Source organism: Pseudomonas sp. GW704-F2 (assembly GCF_059423025.1).
On record NZ_JBWKXO010000071.1, the window covers coordinates 1 to 17,432 of the forward strand.

A 17,432-nucleotide genomic window follows, 5' to 3' on the forward strand; every position below is an offset into this window, starting at 1 on the left:
CGCCCAGCCCTCCCCGACCATCGGCCCCGACGGCAGCAGACCACGGCTGGGCTTGAGGCCGAACACGCCGCAACAGGACGCCGGCACGCGCAAGGAACCGCCGCCATCGTTGCCGTGTGCGAATGGCACAACGCGCGCCGCGACCAACGCCGCCGCCCCGCCGCTGGAACCGCCGGCACTGTGCTGGGTATTCCAGGGGTTTCGGGTGGCGCCAAAACGCATCGACTCGGTGGAATAGGACGTGCCGAATTCCGGTGCCGTGGTGGTGCCGACGAACAGGCAACCGGCGCGGCGCAGGCGCGTGACCACCTCGGCGTCGAAGTCGACGCGGGCAGCCCCCAGCGCAAGTGAGCCGTTGGTCATTGCCGCACCCGCCACGGGCGCGAACAAATCTTTGATCAAGGTTGGCACCCCGGCGAACACCCCTTCCCCGGACGTGGGGGCGAGGGCGTCCTCGCGCGCCTGGTCGTACAGGCGTTCGGCGACGGCATTGAGGCGTGGCTCGACCTGCTCGATCCGCTCGATGACGGCCTCCACCAGTTCCACCGGTTGGACTTCGCCGCGCCTGACCCATGCGGCCAGACCGATAGCGTCTTCATTGTCGATTAACTGCTGAATGTCGCGCATACCCATTACTCCGGATGTATTTCAATGACGTGCAAACTGACGGTATTCAGATGACCGAGCGCAGGCGTGACACGCCGGCAACGCCCCACAGCACAGCCGCCGCCAGGCTGGCGCAGGCTAGCCATTGGATGGCGTGGCGCAGGTCGCCGGCATAGACCACCAGCGCCGCGACCACCAGCGGGCTGACGAACTGCCCCAGATACAGGCAGGCGGTCAAACCGCCCAGGCCCCGGCCACGGGTGCGCGCCGTCAGGGCTTCCATCACCGGCGCCATCACGTTCGGCACCAGCAGGCCCGCTCCCAGGCCATGCAGCACCATCGCCAGCGCCACTTCGTTGTAGCTCTGCGCACGGGTCAGCAACCACAGCCCCAAGGCGAACAGCAGCAGCAACACCGTATTGGTCCCCGCGCCCTTTAAGGTGCGTCGCAACAGCGGCCAGGCGAGAGAACCGCCCAGGGTGGAGATCAGGCTCAGACCGGCGGCCAACCCCATCAGGGTGCTGGAGGTAATGCCCAACTGCACCAGCAGAATCGGCACCTGCACCGGCGCGATAAAGGTCAGCACCATGCCGCCGAAGATCAACAGGTAGCCCAGCACCAGCGGCCACACCGCCACCCGCTCGGCGTCCTGGGCAACCGTACTCGGCTGGGAACGCGCCGGTTCCCACAGCACTTTCAGCATCGCCGGCACCAACAGCAACGGCAGCAGGTACAACAGGAAAGGCAAGCGCCAGGAATACTCGCCCAAGGCGCCGCCGACCACGAAGAACAACGCGCCGACCAGGCCAATGGTCACCATCTGGCGATTGATGTAGCGCAGCCGCTCGCCGCCGTGCCAATAGTCGGCGATCAAGGTCGAGCAACACGTCATCACCGCCGCTTCGGCGCAACCGAACAACAAGCGCACGACCACGATGGACTGCAAGTCACCGAGGATCACCGGGGTTACGCCCAGCAGCGCGTAGAGCAATGTCGCAATGACCAGCAAGGCTTTGCGCCCGATCCGGTCGGCGAGCCAGCCCGCCAGCGGCGCGCACAGCGCGATGGCCAGCGCGGGGCCGGTCACGGCCAGCGGAACCAGCAGGTCGGCATGGGGATTGAGGGGGCCGAACTCGGCACCGAGTTTGGGCAAGATAGGCGCGATCATCACCGCGCCCATGATGGTCAGGCTGCTGCCGAGTATCAGCACCACCCCTTCGCGACGGCCCGAGGCTTGGCGGGTGTCAGCGGTCGATAGGTTTGTGGCGGCATTAACAGTGGTCATGATCCGGCCCTCAGAAGCTATACGAAACGCGCAAGGCGGCGGTGTAGCCTTCGGCGCGATTGTGCGCGTCGAACTCTTTGTAAAGATGCAGCCACAGCGGTGGCAGCCCCGGCGCGATGTAGCTGATCGCCGGGCCCAGGGCCATGACCCCCGCGCGGTTGCCGCGCGTCAGGTTCGGCGCATCGTCGTCGCTCAACTGGCGGTAGTAATAGCCGCCGAGGCCCGCCGTCCAAGGCCCGAAATGTTGCCCCACGGCAAACTCATGGCGGTACTCCACGCCATTTTTGTAGTGGGTGTCGGGATTGCGCGTGTTCACATCGACCTGGAAACTCGACGACACCTCAAAGCCGGTGTCGCTGATGTAGGTGGCGTTGACCGCCGGGGAGAATGTCCAGTGGTTCAGCCCAGGAGACACCAGCCTTTTTTGGTCGTAGTCGCCGGTCGGCGCCTGGATCTGGAACTGGGTATTGACGAACAGGTTAGGCGACAGGTTCCACTGCAGGATCAGCGGAACGATCTGCGCATCCGCCATCCGAAAGGGGTCGGCCGACAGTTTCAACGGCCCGCCCGGTGTCGGCACTTGCAGCGACGCATCCATCTTGAAGAACGGTACGACGGCACCGAAGCCGTACTGGCCACCCAGCACGCGATAGTCCGTCATGCGCAGGTAGACCACGCCGATGGACAGCACATCCAGGGAGAGACGGTTATCCACCGCACGCCCTTGGCTGTCCTTCTGCACGTTGGCGGAATAGAACGCCGTGCGCAGCCCCACGGTGCCGTTCGGTGTCACAGGTGGCGTCATCCCGGCGCCGAAATCGTAGACGCCCACCGCGGTGGTGGGCGCGCCGTTTTCAGTGGCCTGTGCCCCAAGGCAAAGACCGAGCAGACCCAAGGTGACCCAACTGACGTGGCGGATGTTTGAATTGTTGTTGTTCATCGAATGCCCCTCCCAACCTCATGGTGTGGGCCATCCTAGTAACGGCACGCCGCAGCGGGTTAGCCGTTTTCAGCACAGTTAGCGCCGTTGCAACGTCTGCGACGGTGACTCGCCGAACAGGGTCCGGTAGTCGCTGGCAAAACGGCTCAGATGCCAGAACCCCCAGCGTGCCGCGACCTCTTGGACACCGTAGGCTTCCTGGCGCTCGCGCAGCTCGCGACGCACCGCATTCAAGCGCAGCGCACGCAAATAGGCCACGGGGTTGATGCCCAGGGTTTCCTGGAAACAGTATTGGAGTTTGCGCCGGCTGGCGCCGATGTGACTGCACAGATCGAGGATCGACAGCGGTTCATCCAGATGCCCCAAGGCATATTCGCGCGCCCGATCAACCATGCGTTTGCGCGCCGTCGGACTCAGGCCGGCGAACTGATCCGGGGCGACCAGGTCCAGCAACTGCACCATCACCGCATCGCGGACCCCGTGCCGAATCGCTTCATAGCTCAACAGCGCTTCGTGCCCCTGATCAGCGCAGACCAACTCATCCAACAGATTGGCCAGCTCGATTTGCACACACGTCCCGCCCAAACGGTAACACTTGGGAAGATCGGTAAAGCGAAAAGCCACTTCCTGATGCTCTAACAGACGCTCCAAAGCCTCGATGTCGACGGCAACGCTCAACAGGTCGAGGTTCTCAGGCACGCGCAGGTCAGGCAAATGATCGCCATGGGCGACCAACAGGCCGTGTTCATGGATCGGATGCCCGGCACAAAACAGCGGGCCGCTCGCGTTGAGCGGCATGCTGAAGGTGATCGCGCCTTTCCAGGCACTGCCGCTTTTGAGCATCGACTGGTTGGTGCGGTCACGCATCAGTTGCATCCAGCCGGCGTGTAGCTCGATCAACTCGCCCTCAAAGCGGCCTGGGGACAATTGGTCATAACGGACCTGCCAACCGCCCATGTTGCGTGCGTGCTGATCGATGTCATGGGTGTGAAAATGCCGGATCGTTGAAGGAATGCCCCATGCCGGGCGAACCATCTGCACGCTGGAATTATTATTGTAAGTGTTCATGGATTTTTCCCTTTGAGCCTGAAGCACTGTCGCTCAGCACGCAATTTCCATTCCCCGCATGGCGCCATTGGGTAAGGTGTGCCGAAATCGGCTAGTGCGCCCATGAATCAGGTACGCCACCACTACCAAAATGAGTGCTTTAAAATTTTTACCCCATGAAATATTTTTGCGGGAATGCCTGGACCAATCAGGCCCTTCTCTTTACACCACAAGGATTTACCGTGAGTGGCAAAAGCTCGAACGACGCCAAGCCATCAGTAAAGCGCCGATCGCTGACGGCCGCGCCCATATAGTTCTTTTCGTCCAACCAGAACTGATAGTGGATCGCTCCCAGCGTAAACGTCTGGCTCAGGTGCGTCTTGAGCGAGAACTGCTGGACATTTTCGTTGCTGTTAAACAGCAGGTAGTTACCGACCACATCCCCCACCAGCCAGGTGCTCCAGTCGACAAAGCCTTTACTCAACGGGTCCCAGGCTTTTTGCCGGTTGTCGGCAAGGTTGTCGTCACCGGAAAAGCTCGCGTAACGGTACCCGAGGACCGGCGTCACCGTCGCCGAAGGTGCTGGCGGCGACCACCGACGCACCGCCCAGCACACTGATGTCAGGTGTCAGGGCATAGTCGAATTTGATCGCGGGTTTGACATACACCTCCTGCCAGCCGATGCGGCTGCCGCCATTTTTGCCGCTGCGCTGGTCGACCCGGCCACTGCCGAAGTTGACGTTGCGCGTGGTGATGGTCGCAGCGCTCGCGGTCAGGTTGACCTCGCCCTTGAGGTTGCCGTCCTCGAAGGTGTAGCCCGCCAAGGCAACCTGGGCGCTAAGCGGCAGGCTGACCGCCACCAGCGCGCGGGTAAAACGCGTCGTGAAAAACATAGTGAAGCGCCTGTGTAATTATTGTTGTTACAGGGCAGTTGCAAGCGGCGCAGTACGCCGCCAACACCTGGGCAAGCCAGGTGAAATCCAGACGCTGGATGGTTCTTGTTGTGAGTGGAATCAGTGAGTCAGGTGAGCGGCGATCGCACGCAGCATGCGCACGCTGTCGGCATCGAACGGGCCGACCGCTTCCGGCAACGAGGATTGCTTGACGATCACCACCTTCGACGGCTTGTCGATGAACAGGTATTGGCCATGGATCCCGCCCGCCATAAGGGCTTGGCTATGGTCGTTGAAGACGTACCACTGGCTGCGGTAGGAAGCGCCGGGCGTCCATTCGGAAAACTCGGCGTTGGCCGCGTAGATCGCCGGGTCACCGCCTTTGGCGATGCGCGCGATGGCCTCGCTGGAGATCAGTGGCGAACCCGCGTGCCAGCCATCGTTGGCCAACAGCCGGCCCACGCTCGCATCGCCGAAGGCGCTGCCCGCCAGCTCGGGCACGTAAGCACTGACGCTGCGCATGGGGTCGAGCAGCGCCTCGCTGATCAGTTGTTCGCCCAGCAGACCGATCAGCGACTTGGTCACCGAAAACATAATGTGCCGGTGCTCGGGACGCTGACCGTTGAAATAGCGCTCGAACAGCACTTGATCGCCCTGCATCACCAGAAAACTATCGGTGTGACTGGCCACCAGGTGGTCGAGCACGCTGACGCTCAGGCCACAGCAACTGTCGAAGCGCAGCTCGCTCAGCGCTTGCGGCGCGTCGTTCAAGGGGCTGCGTGGCGCATTCCCGGCCCGCACGTCGATGGACGGCCGTAGGCGCGCGAGGTGACGAAACCCCCAGCGGTTGAACGGCGGGCGCATCCAGTTTTCCCAGGTTACGCGCTGCTCGGGCGCGGCTGGAACCCCCTGCATCAACCCCGGCGCGGTATGCCCGGGAAGTAAGGATTCATTGGCCTCGGCGTAAAGCCTGACGAGTAAAGGCACGGTGTTCTGGCTCATCTGTGTGATCCTGAAAAAGACTCTGCGTGGAGCAGATGCAGGAAAATAATTACTATCATTAATTATATTAGTCGCAGTAAATGCGATCCATTAAAGAGCGAGATACGATCCTTATCGTCCGACAATCGACAAAAAATCACTTGAGTCAGAAAGCATGAGGCTGACCAAAAATGCCGCGAGCATTCAATGGATCCGCTAGGCAAAAACAATGCGTTTCCTGGAGAGCTGTCATGCACTCAAAAAAACACGTAGGCCGGCAAACTTGCGGAGAAAATATGGTGTTTTGCCGGGGCCTGACGGGCCAGGTCGCCACGCTTGAGGACTTCTGCCCCATCGCGGCGCGGCGCCTTCTCTAAGCGCTGTGGAAAATGGAGAACGGGGCTGCGGCTACCACGGCTTGGCGATGGGCCGCGACGGCACCACCGTGCGGATGCCGGCCAGCGAGTACGGAGGGGGCGTGCAACAAGACGGTTGATCCCGCACCTGGAATGGGCCGAAAGCGAACAGGGGCCTACGGCGGCGTGCGGTCGCGCAAGATCCTGGAACGGCTGAGCGCCCGGCGCACGCGCGGGCAGATTTCGAGCTGCATTATTGCGCCCGCGCCGGCGAGCGCGGGGCTGGCCGGAAGATCGCCTGCACCGCGAATACAGCCCTTTGCGCACGGTGCGCTACTAAAGAGGACAGTCCATGCACACTTAGTGGGCAGATCCGCAGCACAGTAACACCGCGCGCAGGGTCGCCCCCCATGTGCCGTGGGCGCTTACTCAGGCGCGCGCGCACACGGCGATGGCGGCACGCGCGGTGTGGGACGGCAATTCGGCGAACAGCGCGTGGTACTCCGCCGCGAAGTGGCTGAGGTGATAGAAGCCCCATTGGGCAGCGATATCGCCAATCGAGAGGTCCGACGCACGGGTCGACATCAAGGTCCGGCGTACGCCGTTAAGCCTTAGGGAGCGCAAGTAGTTCAGGGGCGTGGTCTCGGCCACCGCGCGAAAGCTGTTCTGCACGGTGCGCCGACTCACTTGGAGGCGCTGGCACAACTCGCTCACGCTGGGCACGCTGTTCATCTCGGCCGTCGCCAAACGGTGGCATTTCTCGACAATGAAGCTGCGCGTGGAGCTCGCGGTACGCTGCTGTTTATCGCAGGCCGGGTCGGTCAGCAGTTGCAGCAACTCGTCGAGCATGGCCTGTTCCAACGCCTGCTCCCGCTCCCGATCTCGCGTGCTGTCGAGCTCTTCGTGCATCAGGGCCTGGGTGAACATCGCCAGCAATCGGTGCCGAGCGCCCGCGACGCGCTGGGTGGACACCTTGATCACCGGCTGACGCAACAGTTGGCTGACTTCCTTCGGCGACGCCGTTTGCGCCAAGGCTTGCTCGAACAATTCACGCTCGAAGGTGATGGACAACAACTCCATGCCCGTCGGCATATGGAACATGAACTCCTCACCACCGTGAAGAAAAAACAGGCTGCTGTCGTCCACCTCCCGCCCCTGCATTCGAATCGAACCGGGCACGGTGATCGGCACCGCAAAGCACATCTTGCCCCGGGGCGCCGCACCCTGTTGCACCACACGCTGGTTGATCTGCTCGCGAAAGACATGGCATCCGGCGGTCGACAGTTGCATCAGCGAACTCTCGGACGAGCCTGCGGTTAACTGGCTGTAGTCCTGATTCCATTCATGGATGGTGGCCGCATGGACATGGATGTCGCGAAAATGGCCGATAAGCTGATTTTTCATTAGGTCGAAAGCCTCCGCCAATATTCTTTTTTTTTGAGGAATCTTTTGCGTGATGTTCGCACATAGCAGAAAACCTGCACATTTCTTTATGCAAGATGTGTGCAGGAAAGCGCGCTCAGGATGGAATCCCCAAGTGCCAATTCGGGCTAACGGCAACCCGTGCGCTATGGGGATGATCGGCATACGTGAACCTACATCCCAAAGAGACCGTCATGAGTGAAGCCCAACTTGAATCCCTGCACTTCGCGGATGCCCCGCGGATAACCTCTAGCGCCCTGCCCGGCCCCAAGACCCTCGAGGCCCTGGCACTGTCGGCACGTACCGAGTCGATGGCCCGGGGTGGTGGACGCATGCCGGTGGCGATGGACCGTGCCTTCGGCGCGACCTTCAAGGACCCGGACGGCAACACCTACATCGACCTGTCCGCCGGCGTGGGCGTCAGCAGCGTCGGCCGCTGCCACCCCAAGGTGGTGCAGGCGATCCGCGAGCAGTCCGAAGTGCTGATGCATGCCTTGGAAATCAACAGCACCCGGCGAACCGAATTGGCGGCCAAACTTTCCGAGATCGCGCCCGACGGCCTGCGGGGCGATTGCGTCACCTACTTCACGCAAAGCGGCAGCGACGCACTGGAAGCCGCGATCAAGTTCGCCAAACGCATCACCGGGCGCCACCAGATCATCGCCTTCCATGGTGGCTACCACGGCGTATGGAACGCCTCGGGCGCCCTGACGACCGGCACCGCCTACCGCAAGGGCTACGGTGCCCAGATGGGCGGCGTGATTCACGCGCCCTACCCGTATGCCTACCGCTTCCCCTTCGACACCACGCACAAAAGCGCCGAGCAGATCGCCGGCGAGTACGTGGACTACCTGTTGAACACCCCTTACACCGCCGCCGATGACGTGGCCGCCGTGATCGTCGAGCCGGTGCAGGGCGAAGGCGGCTATGTCCCCCCGTCGCCGGAGTTCCTGCAGTTATTGCGCAAGGCGTGTGACCGCAGCGGCACGCTGCTGATTGTCGATGAAGTGCAGTCCGGCGCAGGGCGTACCGGCAAAATGTGGGCGGTCGAGCATTCGGGCGTAAAACCAGACATGCTCACCTTCGGCAAGGGTATCGGCAGCGACCTGCCGATGGCAGGCCTGATCATGCGTTCGGACCTGGCGGCCGCGATTCCTGACGGCTCGATGCCCAATACCTTCGCCGCCAACTCGTTATCCGCAGCCGTGGCGCTGACCAACATCGCCATCCTGCAAGACCCGGAACTCGATCTGCTCAACCGCGCCCACGCCCTGGGCCTGGAGGCGCAGGCACGTATCCGTGGCTTTGGCAGCCCGTGGGTCGGCGAAGTCCGCGGCCGTGGCCTGATGATCGGTATCGAGCTGGTCGAAGACCCCATCACCAAGGCTCCCCTGGCGCCCGAAAAAATCGGCCAGCTCATGGGTTACCTGCTGAACCACGGTGTGCTGATGATTCCCTGCGGTCGCTACAGCAACGTGATGCGGGTCATGCCCTCATTGACGATCTCACGCGCGCTGTTCTTCAAGGCGCTGGATATCTTCGGCGACGCCCTGGCCAGCCTCAACGCTTGAGGCGCTCACCCCGTCCACCCTACGTCACTTAGGTTCCCAACATGACTGAGCACTTGAATCACTTCATCGAAGGCACTGGCTGCGAAGCCTCCGACGGCCGACGCATCCTCTTGGTCGACCCTGTGACCGAACAGGTATACGGCAGCTGCGCGCGCGGCACCGCCGACGATGTGGACCGCGCCGTAAACGCCGCGCACCACCAACTGGAGCAGGGCGCCTGGAGCCAGCTCGATGGTGCCCAGCGCGCTCGACTGCTGTTGAAGCTGGCGGATCTGGTAGAGCGCGACACCGAATTGCTCGCCGACATGGACGCCAACGCCATCGGTCGTTCGCCGATCGAGCCCCGTCGGATGGACGTGCCCAACGCGCTCGCCAACCTGCGCGCCGCCGCCGGCTGGGCCAACCAACTGGAGGGCCGCACCATTCCCTCCGGCGGTTACTTCGGCACCAAGACCCTCTCGTACACGGTTCGGGAACCGGTGGGCGTGGTCGGGGCGATCGTGCCCTGGAACTCGCCGCTGATGATCACCGTCTGGAAACTGGCCGCGTTACTGGCGGCCGGCTGCACGGTGGTCATCAAGCCTTCGGAAGAAACACCACAGTCCGCCCTGCACCTGGCCGCGCTGGCTCGGGAAGCGGGCTTCCCGGACGGTGTGATCAACGTGGTCACCGGCTATGGCGCCGAGGTGGGGCGTGCCCTGTGCGAACACCCGCACATCGCCAAGATCAGCTTTACCGGCAGCCCCGAGGCGGGGCGCGAGATCCAGCGCACCGCGGGCGTGTTGTTCAAGCACGTGGCATTGGAGCTGGGCGGCAAGAGCCCCCAGATCGTTTTCGACGACGCCTCGTTTGAAGACGCGCTGCGCGGCTGCACCCTCGGACTGTTCGCCAACCAGGGCCAGATCTGTGCCGCCGGCTCGCGCATTCTGGTCCAGCGCGGCATCGCCGATCGCTTCGCCGCGGCGCTTGCCGACGCCGCGCAAGCCGTCAAGGTGGGCGACCCTCGGGAGCCCGGCGTGCAGATGGGCCCGGTGGCCAAGAAAGCACAATTCGATCGCGTTAACCGTTACATCCAACTGGGCATCGACCAAGGCGCTACTCTGCTCGCCGGCGGTGTATCGACGCCTGAGCGCGGCTGGTTTGTGCGGCCGACGATCTTCGCCAACGCCAACAACGACATGGCGATCGCCCGCGACGAGATCTTTGGTCCCGTCGGCACGGTGATCACGTTCGACAGCGAAGAGGAGGCTGTCGCACTGGCCAACGATTCCACCTACGGCCTCGCAGCCACCGTGTGGACCACCGACCTGGTGCGCGCGCACCGCGTAGCCGGCGCCGTGAAAGTCGGCGCCGTGGGCGTCAACTGCTGGAGCCCGTTGGATGCCAACCTGCCCTGGGGCGGCGTCAAGACCAGCGGCATAGGCCGTGAAGGCGGGTTTGGCGGCGCGCTGGCGTACACCGAAGAGAAGGTCATCACCGTGCTGCTGCCCAAGTAAAAACAATCTTCGCCCTGACCGAGCCGGCCAAGCGTTGCTCGGTAAGGGCGGACGTTCAAACGTGCATCACTTCACTGATGCCTTTGATATAAATGGAGAGCCTATGATGAACCCGACAGATAAACTGACAACCGATCAGTACTCGACGTCCCTGCGCATTTTGCACTGGGTGCGCGCCTTGCTCGTCATCGGCCTGCTCTGGGCAGGCTGGCATATGACCGGCATGAATGACGAAGTGGCGAGCAAGTTCGAACTCTATTACCCATGGCACAAATCGTTCGGGGTGCTGACATTCCTGGTGGTCCTGGTTCAGCTCGCCGTGCGTGTACGCACCCCCCTACTCCCGCAGCCGCCGTTAACGCTGGCCAGGCATGAGCGGTTTCTGTCAAGACTTGCGCAACGCACCATGTATGCACTGCTCGTGATCGTGCCCTTGATGGGTTACTCGATGTCGAGCACCTACACGATGAGCGACGGGGTGTTCTTTTTCGGGATCAACCTGCCGGAGCTGCTGGCGAAAAATGACGACTGGTTCGTCGTCTTCCAGTGGCTGCACAAGGTACTTGCGTATACCTTGCTCGGGCTGATCCTGTTGCACATCGCCGGTGCGCTCAAGCACCGCTTCTACGACAAAGACCCTCGTAGCGACGTGCTGCGCCGCATGTTATGAATTGGCGCACGCCAACAACGCCGGCCAGCAGCGAACCCAACGCTGGAAGTTGACGGCCGACGCGTTACCTCTCAGGCTGACCACGCGCCGCCTCGCCCGCTCGGTGCGTGGTGGCTGACGTTCCCCGACCCACCGTTACACAGGCAGGTACCCATTTGAAGTGGAGCAGTAACGCGTGGAATTAAGACAACTGCGCTATTTCGTCAACATTGTCGAACACGGCAGCCTGGGCCGCGCAGCCCTTGAGCTGGACGTGGGCGTGTCGGCGCTGAGCCAGCAGATCGCCAAACTCGAAAGCGAACTCTCGACCCGCCTGCTGAACCGCACGACCACCGGCGTCACACCGACCCCGGCCGGCATGGCCTTCCTGCACCATGCGCAGTTGTGCTTGAGGCAAGCCGAGAATGCGATTCTGGCGGCACACCGTGGGCGGATGAGCGGGTATGTCACCGTGGGCTTGCCGCCCACCACGGCCACGGTGCTTGCCCTGCCCTTGATCAATGCGATGCGCGCGCGGTACCCGGATATTCAGTTGCACCTGATCGAGATGCTGTCCGGGCATCTGGCCACGCAACTCAATGCCCGCCAGATCGATCTGGCCATTTTGTTTCAACTTGAAGGGGGCAAGCGCTGGAGCGTGACGCCGCTGCTTGACGAGAAACTGTTTGTCATCTGCTCGCCGCACTTGCCCGATGCCCCGCAAGGAAGCTCTGTGCAAATGGCGGACCTGGGGCAACTGCCACTGGTGATGCCGAGTGCGCAACACGGTTTGCGCTCAACGCTGATGGCGGCGTTCGAGCGGTCGGGGTTGACGCCCAACATCATCATGGAGGTGGATGGCCTGGCCGTGTTGATGAACGCTGTACGCGCCGGCCACGCGGCCACCATCCAGCCCGGCGCGGCGGTGGCGCTCAAAGGCGAGTCGGGGCTTTCGGTGGTGGAAATCGCCGATGCTCATGTCGGCCGGCGAAACCTGTTGGCGACACTGCCGGATGATGAGCTGGCGCCCGCGGCACTCGCGGCGCGGCTGGTCATCACCGATGTGGCGCGGCAGTTGGTGATCGATCATCAATGGCCGGGCGCCTCGTGGATCGAAGACATCACGCCCTGATCTCCAGCCGCCCTCGCCCGCGCTTCAGGGCCAGCGGCAACCCGCAAAGCCTTTACGAAAACTAAACACCCCAACCGCTAACGCGCCTTTCGACCCAACGCTCGCTGCCCTAAGGTCTCGCCACTCGCGAGGAGCCCTTCGTTCACGCCTCCTCGCGATCGAGGAGTGATGATGATCGACGTATTAGTCATTGGCGGCGGCAATGCCGCCTTGTGCGCGGCGTTAATGGCCCGAGAGGCCGGCGCCAGCGTGATGTTGCTTGAAGGCGCGCCCAAAGCCTGGCGCGGCGGCAACTCGCAACACACCCGCAACCTGCGCTGCATGCACGACGCGCCCCAGGATGTATTGGTCGAGGCCTACCCCGAAGAGGAGTATTGGCAGGATCTGCTGAAAGTTACCGGCGGGATGACCAACGAGAAGCTCGCTCGTCTGGTCATCCGCGCCTCATCGAACTGCCGTGACTGGATGCGCGCCCATGGCGTGCATTTTCAGCCGTCGTTGTCCGGCGCGCTGCATGTCGCGCGCACCAACGCGTTTTTCATGGGCGGCGGCAAGGCGTTGGTGAATGCGTATTACCGCAGCGCCGAGCGGTTGGGCGTGAACATCCGCTACAACGCGCAAGTGACCGACATCGAATTGAACGGGGGAACATTTGTCGCGGCCCACCTGAGCGCGCGCGCTGCCGAAGGGCAACGTCTGCCCGCCGAACGTATCCAGGCCAGGACGTGCGTGCTGGCGGCGGGCGGGTTCGAATCCAACCGCGAATGGCTGCGTGAAGCGTGGGGGCAAAACGAGCGCGGCGAGTGGCCTTCGGATAACTTTCTGATTCGCGGCACGCGCTTCAATACCGGCGTACTGCTGCGGCGCATGCAGCAACTGGGCGCCGATTTTATCGGCGACCCGACCCAGGCGCACATGGTGGCCATCGACGCCCGCGCGCCGCTGTATGACGGCGGCATCTGCACGCGTATCGATTGTGTATCGCTGGGCGTGGTGGTCAATCGCGACGGCGAGCGCTTCTATGACGAGGGCGAGGATTTCTGGCCCAAGCGCTATGCGATCTGGGGGCGCCTGGTCGCGGGGCAGCCCGGTCAACAGGCCTATTCGATCATCGACCAACAGGCCATCGGTCGGTTCATGCCGCCGGTGTTTCCGGGCACCAAAGCCAACTCGCTGGAAGACCTGGCGCGCCAGCTGAAGCTCCCGGTGGCGCCATTTGTCAGCACCATCCAGGCCTACAACGCGGCCTGCCGCGTCGGTACGTTCGACCACACCGCCCTGGACGATTGCCGCACCGAAGGTTTGACGCCCGCCAAAACCCATTGGGCCCGCCCATTGGTCAAGCCCCCCTTCTGCGCCTACCCGCTCAAGCCGGGCGTGACCTTCACCTATTTAGGCCTCGCCACCGACGCTACCGCCGCCGTTCGCTTCAATGGCCAGGCGAGCCCCAACCTGTTCGTCGCCGGAGAAATGATGGCTGGCAACGTATTGGGCAAGGGCTACACCGCCGGCATCGGCATGGCCATCGGCACCGCATTCGGTCGCATTGCCGGCGTGCAAGCCGCCGCCGCGGCCGGCTTCATCACCCCTTCATCCCAGGAGCCGCAACATGCAGCTGTTTGATCCCAAGGCGCCGGGCACGCTGATTCCCGTCCTCAACCTTGATGAAAGCGAAGTCCAGCGACAAATGACGGTCTGCAATGCCTGCCGTTATTGCGAGGGCTTCTGCGCGGTATTCCCGGCCATGACCCGACGCCTGGAATTTTCTCAGGCGGACATCCATTACCTGGCGAACCTTTGCCATAACTGCGGTGCGTGCCTGCACGCCTGCCAGTACGCCGCACCGCATGAATTTGCGATCAATGTGCCCAAGGCCATGGCTAAAGTCCGCCTCGACACGTATGCCGAGTACGCCTGGCCGCAGGCGATGGGCACGTTATACCGGCGCAACGGGCTGACCCTGGCGCTGGCATCCGGCGCGGGGCTGGCGCTGTTCCTCTGCCTGACGTTGATGATGATGGGCAATCTGTTCACGGCAATGCCCGGGGGGAATTTCTACGGGATCTTCCCGCATAACACCCTGGCCCTGATGTTCGGCGCAGTGTTTGGTTTCGCGGTGCTTGCATTGGCGATCGGCGTGCGGCGCTTTTGGCGCAATGTATCGCCGGTCGAGGCCTCCCGCGAGCAAACAACATCGGCGGCCCTGGAAGCGAGCGCCAATGTGGCCACGCTCAAGTACCTGGATGGTGGCCACGGCGAGGGCTGCAATAACGCCGATGATCGATTCACCTTGTGGCGGCGGCGCTTCCATCACTTCACCTTCTACGGCTTCATGCTGTGCTTCGCCGCCACCGGCGTGGCCACGCTCTACCATTTCCTGCTGGGCTGGTCGGCGCCCTACCCCGTCTTGAGCGTGCCGGTGATGCTCGGCATCGTCGGCGGGTTCGGGTTGCTGGTCGGCCCGGCGGGGCTCTTGTGGTTAAACCTGCGGCGCAACGCCGAACACGGCGATGAACAGCAGAAACCCATGGATCGCGGCTTCATCGCGCTGCTGTTTCTCGTCAGCGCCAGCGGCCTGGCACTCCTGGCGTTTCGCGAAAGCATGGCCCTGGGCCTGTTGCTGGCGATCCATCTCGGCCTGGTCATGGCTTTTTTCCTGACCATGCCCTACAGCAAATTCGCCCACGGCATCTTCCGCAGCGCCGCGCTGCTCAAGTACTCCATCGAAAAACGTCAACCCAACCCCACCAACGCCGCAAGCGACTGATCGTCAAGACCGTCATTCCAAAAACAAGATTGATCACCACGGTAGCCATAATGAAAACAACAACACAAAACACCCCGTCCAAGGGTTCAAAACTGGGCGCCATCCTGCGGGTCACCAGCGGCAACTTTCTCGAACAGTTCGACTTCTTTCTGTTCGGGTTCTACGCGACCTACATCTCCCAGACGTTCTTTCCTGCCACCAGCGAGTTCGCTTCGCTGATGATGACCTTCGCCGTATTCGGCTCCGGGTTCCTGATGCGTCCGCTGGGCGCTATCGTGCTGGGGGCGTACATCGACAAGGTGGGACGGCGCAAGGGCCTGATCGTAACGCTGTCGATCATGGCGGCCGGGACGGTATTGATTGCACTCGTGCCCGGCTACGCCAGCATCGGAGTGGCGGCACCGGTATTGGTGTTGATGGGACGACTGTTGCAGGGCTTCTCCGCCGGGGCGGAGATGGGGGGCGTTTCGGTGTACCTGGCTGAAATCGCCACGCCGGGCCGCTGCGGGTTCTACACCAGTTGGCAATCGGCCAGCCAACAAGTGGCGATCATTCTTGCGGCAGCGCTGGGTTACACGATCAACGCGTCCATGGCAGCCGCCGAGGTAGCTGCCTGGGGCTGGCGCATCCCATTCTTTATCGGCTGCGTGATCATCCCGTTCATCTTCATCATTCGCCGTTCGTTGCAGGAAACCGAGGCGTTCAAAGCACGCAAGCATCACCCAACGGCCAATGAAGTGTTCCGCTCAATGCGCGACAACTGGCGCACGGTACTGGCCGGCGGTCTGTTGGCGTCGATGACCACCACCACGTTCTACCTGATCACCGTCTACACCCCGACTTTCGGCCGTTCGGTACTGAACCTGAGCACCACCGACAGCCTGGTGGTCACGCTCTTCGTCGGCCTGAGCAACTTCATTTGGTTGCCCATCGGCGGCACACTTTCCGACCGTATCGGCCGGCGCCCGCTATTGCTGGCGATCTCTTTGTTGTGCCTATGCACCGCTTACCCCGCCATGCATTGGCTGGCCGCCGCGGCCAGCTTCGAACGACTCCTCAGCGTGCTGCTGTACTTCTCGTTCTTCTTTGGCATTTACAACGGCGCAATGGTCGCCGCGCTGACTGAGGTGATGCCACAGAACGTCAGGGTCGTCGGGTTCTCCCTGGCGTTCAGCTTGGCGACTGCAGTGTTTGGCGGCTTTACACCCGCCGTATCCACCCTTTTGGTGCAAGTAACCGGCGATAAGGCATCACCGGCCTACTGGCTGATGTTTGCGGCGTTGTGCGGGTTCACGGCGACGACGATCTTGTATCGCAAGCAAAACGCGGTGACGGTCAACGCTTGATAAGCGCGGTATCCCTGCAGGGCAGCCTCAGATTTTGAATTGCCCCAGCAAGCCTTGCAGGCGGCTGCCGATCGCATACAACTCATCGACGGTCTGGACTGGTTGGCAACCGCGTCGATCGCGCGTGCGATCTGATGCACTCCGCGGTTGATCTCTTCAGCCACCGCGGTTTGCTCTTCCGCGGCACTTGCGATTTGCGCGTTCATTGCATTGATCGTGGCGGTCAGTTCGACCGTAAAATAGGGCTCAGCTTCGAATGGCACTTACTTAACCGTCTTCGGGTGCCCATTTCTCCGCACCTCAGCCCTTGCCGATCGACGTGCTTGCATCAGCATGGGGTAAGGCTTGGATCTTCGTTTTAAAGCACGAGGCTCCATCCTGCCAGGCCGGTTTCCAACACGTTTGCAAGCAATCAACTCGAGCAGACTCAACAACTCATCGCCGTATTCGCCAGCCCCATACCGCCTCAACGCAAGGCACAGCTGAAGACATGCTTGAAGCTCAGTTCTCGCGGTAAACAATCCGCTAACAGAGCGGATTGGGCCATGATCATCCGAATCAGATTGTGCGCCAGCAGATAAATCCATAGCTCTTTGACGGCCATGCCAGGTGTCTTGCAGCTCAGCATTTCAAGCCTCAACGTTGTCTTGAGATTGCGTAGATCCAGCTCAACATGCCATCGGCCCTTATACAGCGATTCGAGAGCTGCTTTCGGTACTTGCTGCGGACAGCTCAAGGGCGTCACCAGGTTTTTTCCGCCGGTTTTCAGTTCAGGTACTGTCAGTGTCTCTGGCGCATCGTCGTAACAGCGCTGACTCATCCAGGAAGGCCGCTGCTTGGACTTTTTCAATTCTATAAATAAATCTGAGAATCATCTGGCCGGCCTCCCCACCTCACGGAGGTGGCGCAAAATTCAACGTGCGAACTTAGACTTTTGCTGA

13 protein-coding genes and 3 pseudogenes are annotated in these 17,432 nt (G+C 62.0%); 7 read left to right on the top strand and 9 right to left on the bottom strand.

Translation table 11 applies throughout. The features are described from left to right. The 7 genes and pseudogenes from AC07W0_RS29865 to AC07W0_RS29895 form a co-directional block, all read right to left on the bottom strand. Positions 1-627 (bottom strand): amidase (locus AC07W0_RS29865; RefSeq protein WP_256580907.1); only part of this gene is annotated, 627 nt, incomplete at its 3' end. A gap of 46 nt (positions 628-673) precedes the next feature. Next, positions 674-1,891, bottom strand: a complete 1,218-nt coding sequence (locus tag AC07W0_RS29870) for an MFS transporter (RefSeq protein ID WP_017846952.1) — start codon at positions 1,889-1,891, stop codon at positions 674-676. A gap of 10 nt (positions 1,892-1,901) precedes the next feature. Beyond that, positions 1,902-2,831, bottom strand: a complete 930-nt coding sequence (locus AC07W0_RS29875) for a SphA family protein (protein ID WP_017846951.1) — start codon at positions 2,829-2,831, stop codon at positions 1,902-1,904. A gap of 78 nt (positions 2,832-2,909) precedes the next feature. Then, positions 2,910-3,899, bottom strand: a complete 990-nt coding sequence (locus AC07W0_RS29880; RefSeq protein WP_371918442.1) for a helix-turn-helix domain-containing protein — start codon at positions 3,897-3,899, stop codon at positions 2,910-2,912. A 253-nt stretch (positions 3,900-4,152) separates the two neighbouring features. Continuing rightward, positions 4,153-4,771, bottom strand: a pseudogene (locus AC07W0_RS29885) (alginate export family protein); the annotation flags it as partial. 120 nt (positions 4,772-4,891) lie between these two features. Beyond that, on the bottom strand, positions 4,892-5,773 hold the full coding sequence (locus AC07W0_RS29890; protein ID WP_102618913.1) for a serine hydrolase domain-containing protein: 882 nt from the start codon (positions 5,771-5,773) through the stop codon (positions 4,892-4,894). Between the two features lie 764 nt (positions 5,774-6,537). After that, a complete protein-coding gene (locus AC07W0_RS29895; RefSeq protein WP_102618914.1) occupies positions 6,538-7,512 on the bottom strand; it encodes a helix-turn-helix domain-containing protein in 975 nt (324 codons plus the stop codon). A 212-nt stretch (positions 7,513-7,724) separates the two neighbouring features. Here AC07W0_RS29895 and AC07W0_RS29900 point away from each other — a divergent pair, with 212 nt between their 5' ends. From AC07W0_RS29900 to AC07W0_RS29930, 7 genes are all read left to right on the top strand, one after another. Beyond that, positions 7,725-9,101 (top strand): aspartate aminotransferase family protein, encoded by a 1,377-nt coding sequence (locus tag AC07W0_RS29900; RefSeq protein ID WP_017846946.1) that lies wholly within the window; start codon positions 7,725-7,727, stop codon positions 9,099-9,101. Between the two features lie 41 nt (positions 9,102-9,142). Continuing rightward, positions 9,143-10,597: an aldehyde dehydrogenase family protein gene (locus tag AC07W0_RS29905; protein WP_102618915.1), complete on the top strand. Its 1,455-nt coding sequence runs from the start codon at positions 9,143-9,145 to the stop codon at positions 10,595-10,597. Positions 10,598-10,703: 106 nt separating this feature from the next. Continuing rightward, entirely contained in the window at positions 10,704-11,267 is a 564-nt protein-coding gene (locus AC07W0_RS29910) for a cytochrome b (protein WP_017846944.1), read from the top strand. Between the two features lie 175 nt (positions 11,268-11,442). Then, on the top strand, positions 11,443-12,378 hold the full coding sequence (locus tag AC07W0_RS29915; RefSeq protein ID WP_017846943.1) for a LysR family transcriptional regulator: 936 nt from the start codon (positions 11,443-11,445) through the stop codon (positions 12,376-12,378). A 171-nt stretch (positions 12,379-12,549) separates the two neighbouring features. Next, on the top strand, positions 12,550-14,001 hold the full coding sequence (gene tcuA, locus AC07W0_RS29920; protein ID WP_102618916.1) for an FAD-dependent tricarballylate dehydrogenase TcuA: 1,452 nt from the start codon (positions 12,550-12,552) through the stop codon (positions 13,999-14,001). Next, complete coding sequence (gene tcuB, locus AC07W0_RS29925) at positions 13,988-15,145, top strand: tricarballylate utilization 4Fe-4S protein TcuB (RefSeq protein ID WP_102618917.1); 1,158 nt, start codon at positions 13,988-13,990, stop codon at positions 15,143-15,145. The genes tcuA and tcuB overlap by 14 nt, the downstream gene beginning before the upstream one ends. Positions 15,146-15,195: 50 nt before the next feature. Continuing rightward, complete coding sequence (locus AC07W0_RS29930; protein WP_104903574.1) at positions 15,196-16,491, top strand: MFS transporter; 1,296 nt, start codon at positions 15,196-15,198, stop codon at positions 16,489-16,491. Between the two features lie 27 nt (positions 16,492-16,518). Here AC07W0_RS29930 and AC07W0_RS29935 read toward each other — a convergent pair. Together AC07W0_RS29935 and AC07W0_RS29940 are read right to left on the bottom strand one after the other, a co-directional pair. Next, positions 16,519-16,706 (bottom strand): annotated as a pseudogene (locus tag AC07W0_RS29935) (methyl-accepting chemotaxis protein); the annotation flags it as partial. A gap of 48 nt (positions 16,707-16,754) precedes the next feature. Further along, positions 16,755-17,356, bottom strand: a pseudogene (locus tag AC07W0_RS29940) (transposase); the annotation flags it as partial. Between the last annotated feature and the right edge of the window lie 76 nt (positions 17,357-17,432).

Excerpts from the sequence above, each read along its gene's own strand:
- tcuA (WP_102618916.1), top strand. The coding sequence starts at position 12,550 with ATGATCGACGTATTAGTCATTGGCGGCGGCAATGCCGCCTTGTGCGCG.
- AC07W0_RS29930 (WP_104903574.1), top strand. The coding sequence starts at position 15,196 with ATGAAAACAACAACACAAAACACCCCGTCCAAGGGTTCAAAACTGGGC.
- AC07W0_RS29895 (WP_102618914.1), bottom strand. The coding sequence starts at position 7,512 with ATGAAAAATCAGCTTATCGGCCATTTTCGCGACATCCATGTCCATGCG.
- AC07W0_RS29900 (WP_017846946.1), top strand. The coding sequence starts at position 7,725 with ATGAGTGAAGCCCAACTTGAATCCCTGCACTTCGCGGATGCCCCGCGG.
- AC07W0_RS29875 (WP_017846951.1), bottom strand. The coding sequence starts at position 2,831 with ATGAACAACAACAATTCAAACATCCGCCACGTCAGTTGGGTCACCTTG.
- AC07W0_RS29910 (WP_017846944.1), top strand. The coding sequence starts at position 10,704 with ATGAACCCGACAGATAAACTGACAACCGATCAGTACTCGACGTCCCTG.
- AC07W0_RS29890 (WP_102618913.1), bottom strand. The coding sequence starts at position 5,773 with ATGAGCCAGAACACCGTGCCTTTACTCGTCAGGCTTTACGCCGAGGCC.
- AC07W0_RS29905 (WP_102618915.1), top strand. The coding sequence starts at position 9,143 with ATGACTGAGCACTTGAATCACTTCATCGAAGGCACTGGCTGCGAAGCC.
- AC07W0_RS29880 (WP_371918442.1), bottom strand. The coding sequence starts at position 3,899 with ATGAACACTTACAATAATAATTCCAGCGTGCAGATGGTTCGCCCGGCA.
- AC07W0_RS29870 (WP_017846952.1), bottom strand. The coding sequence starts at position 1,891 with ATGACCACTGTTAATGCCGCCACAAACCTATCGACCGCTGACACCCGC.
- tcuB (WP_102618917.1), top strand. The coding sequence starts at position 13,988 with ATGCAGCTGTTTGATCCCAAGGCGCCGGGCACGCTGATTCCCGTCCTC.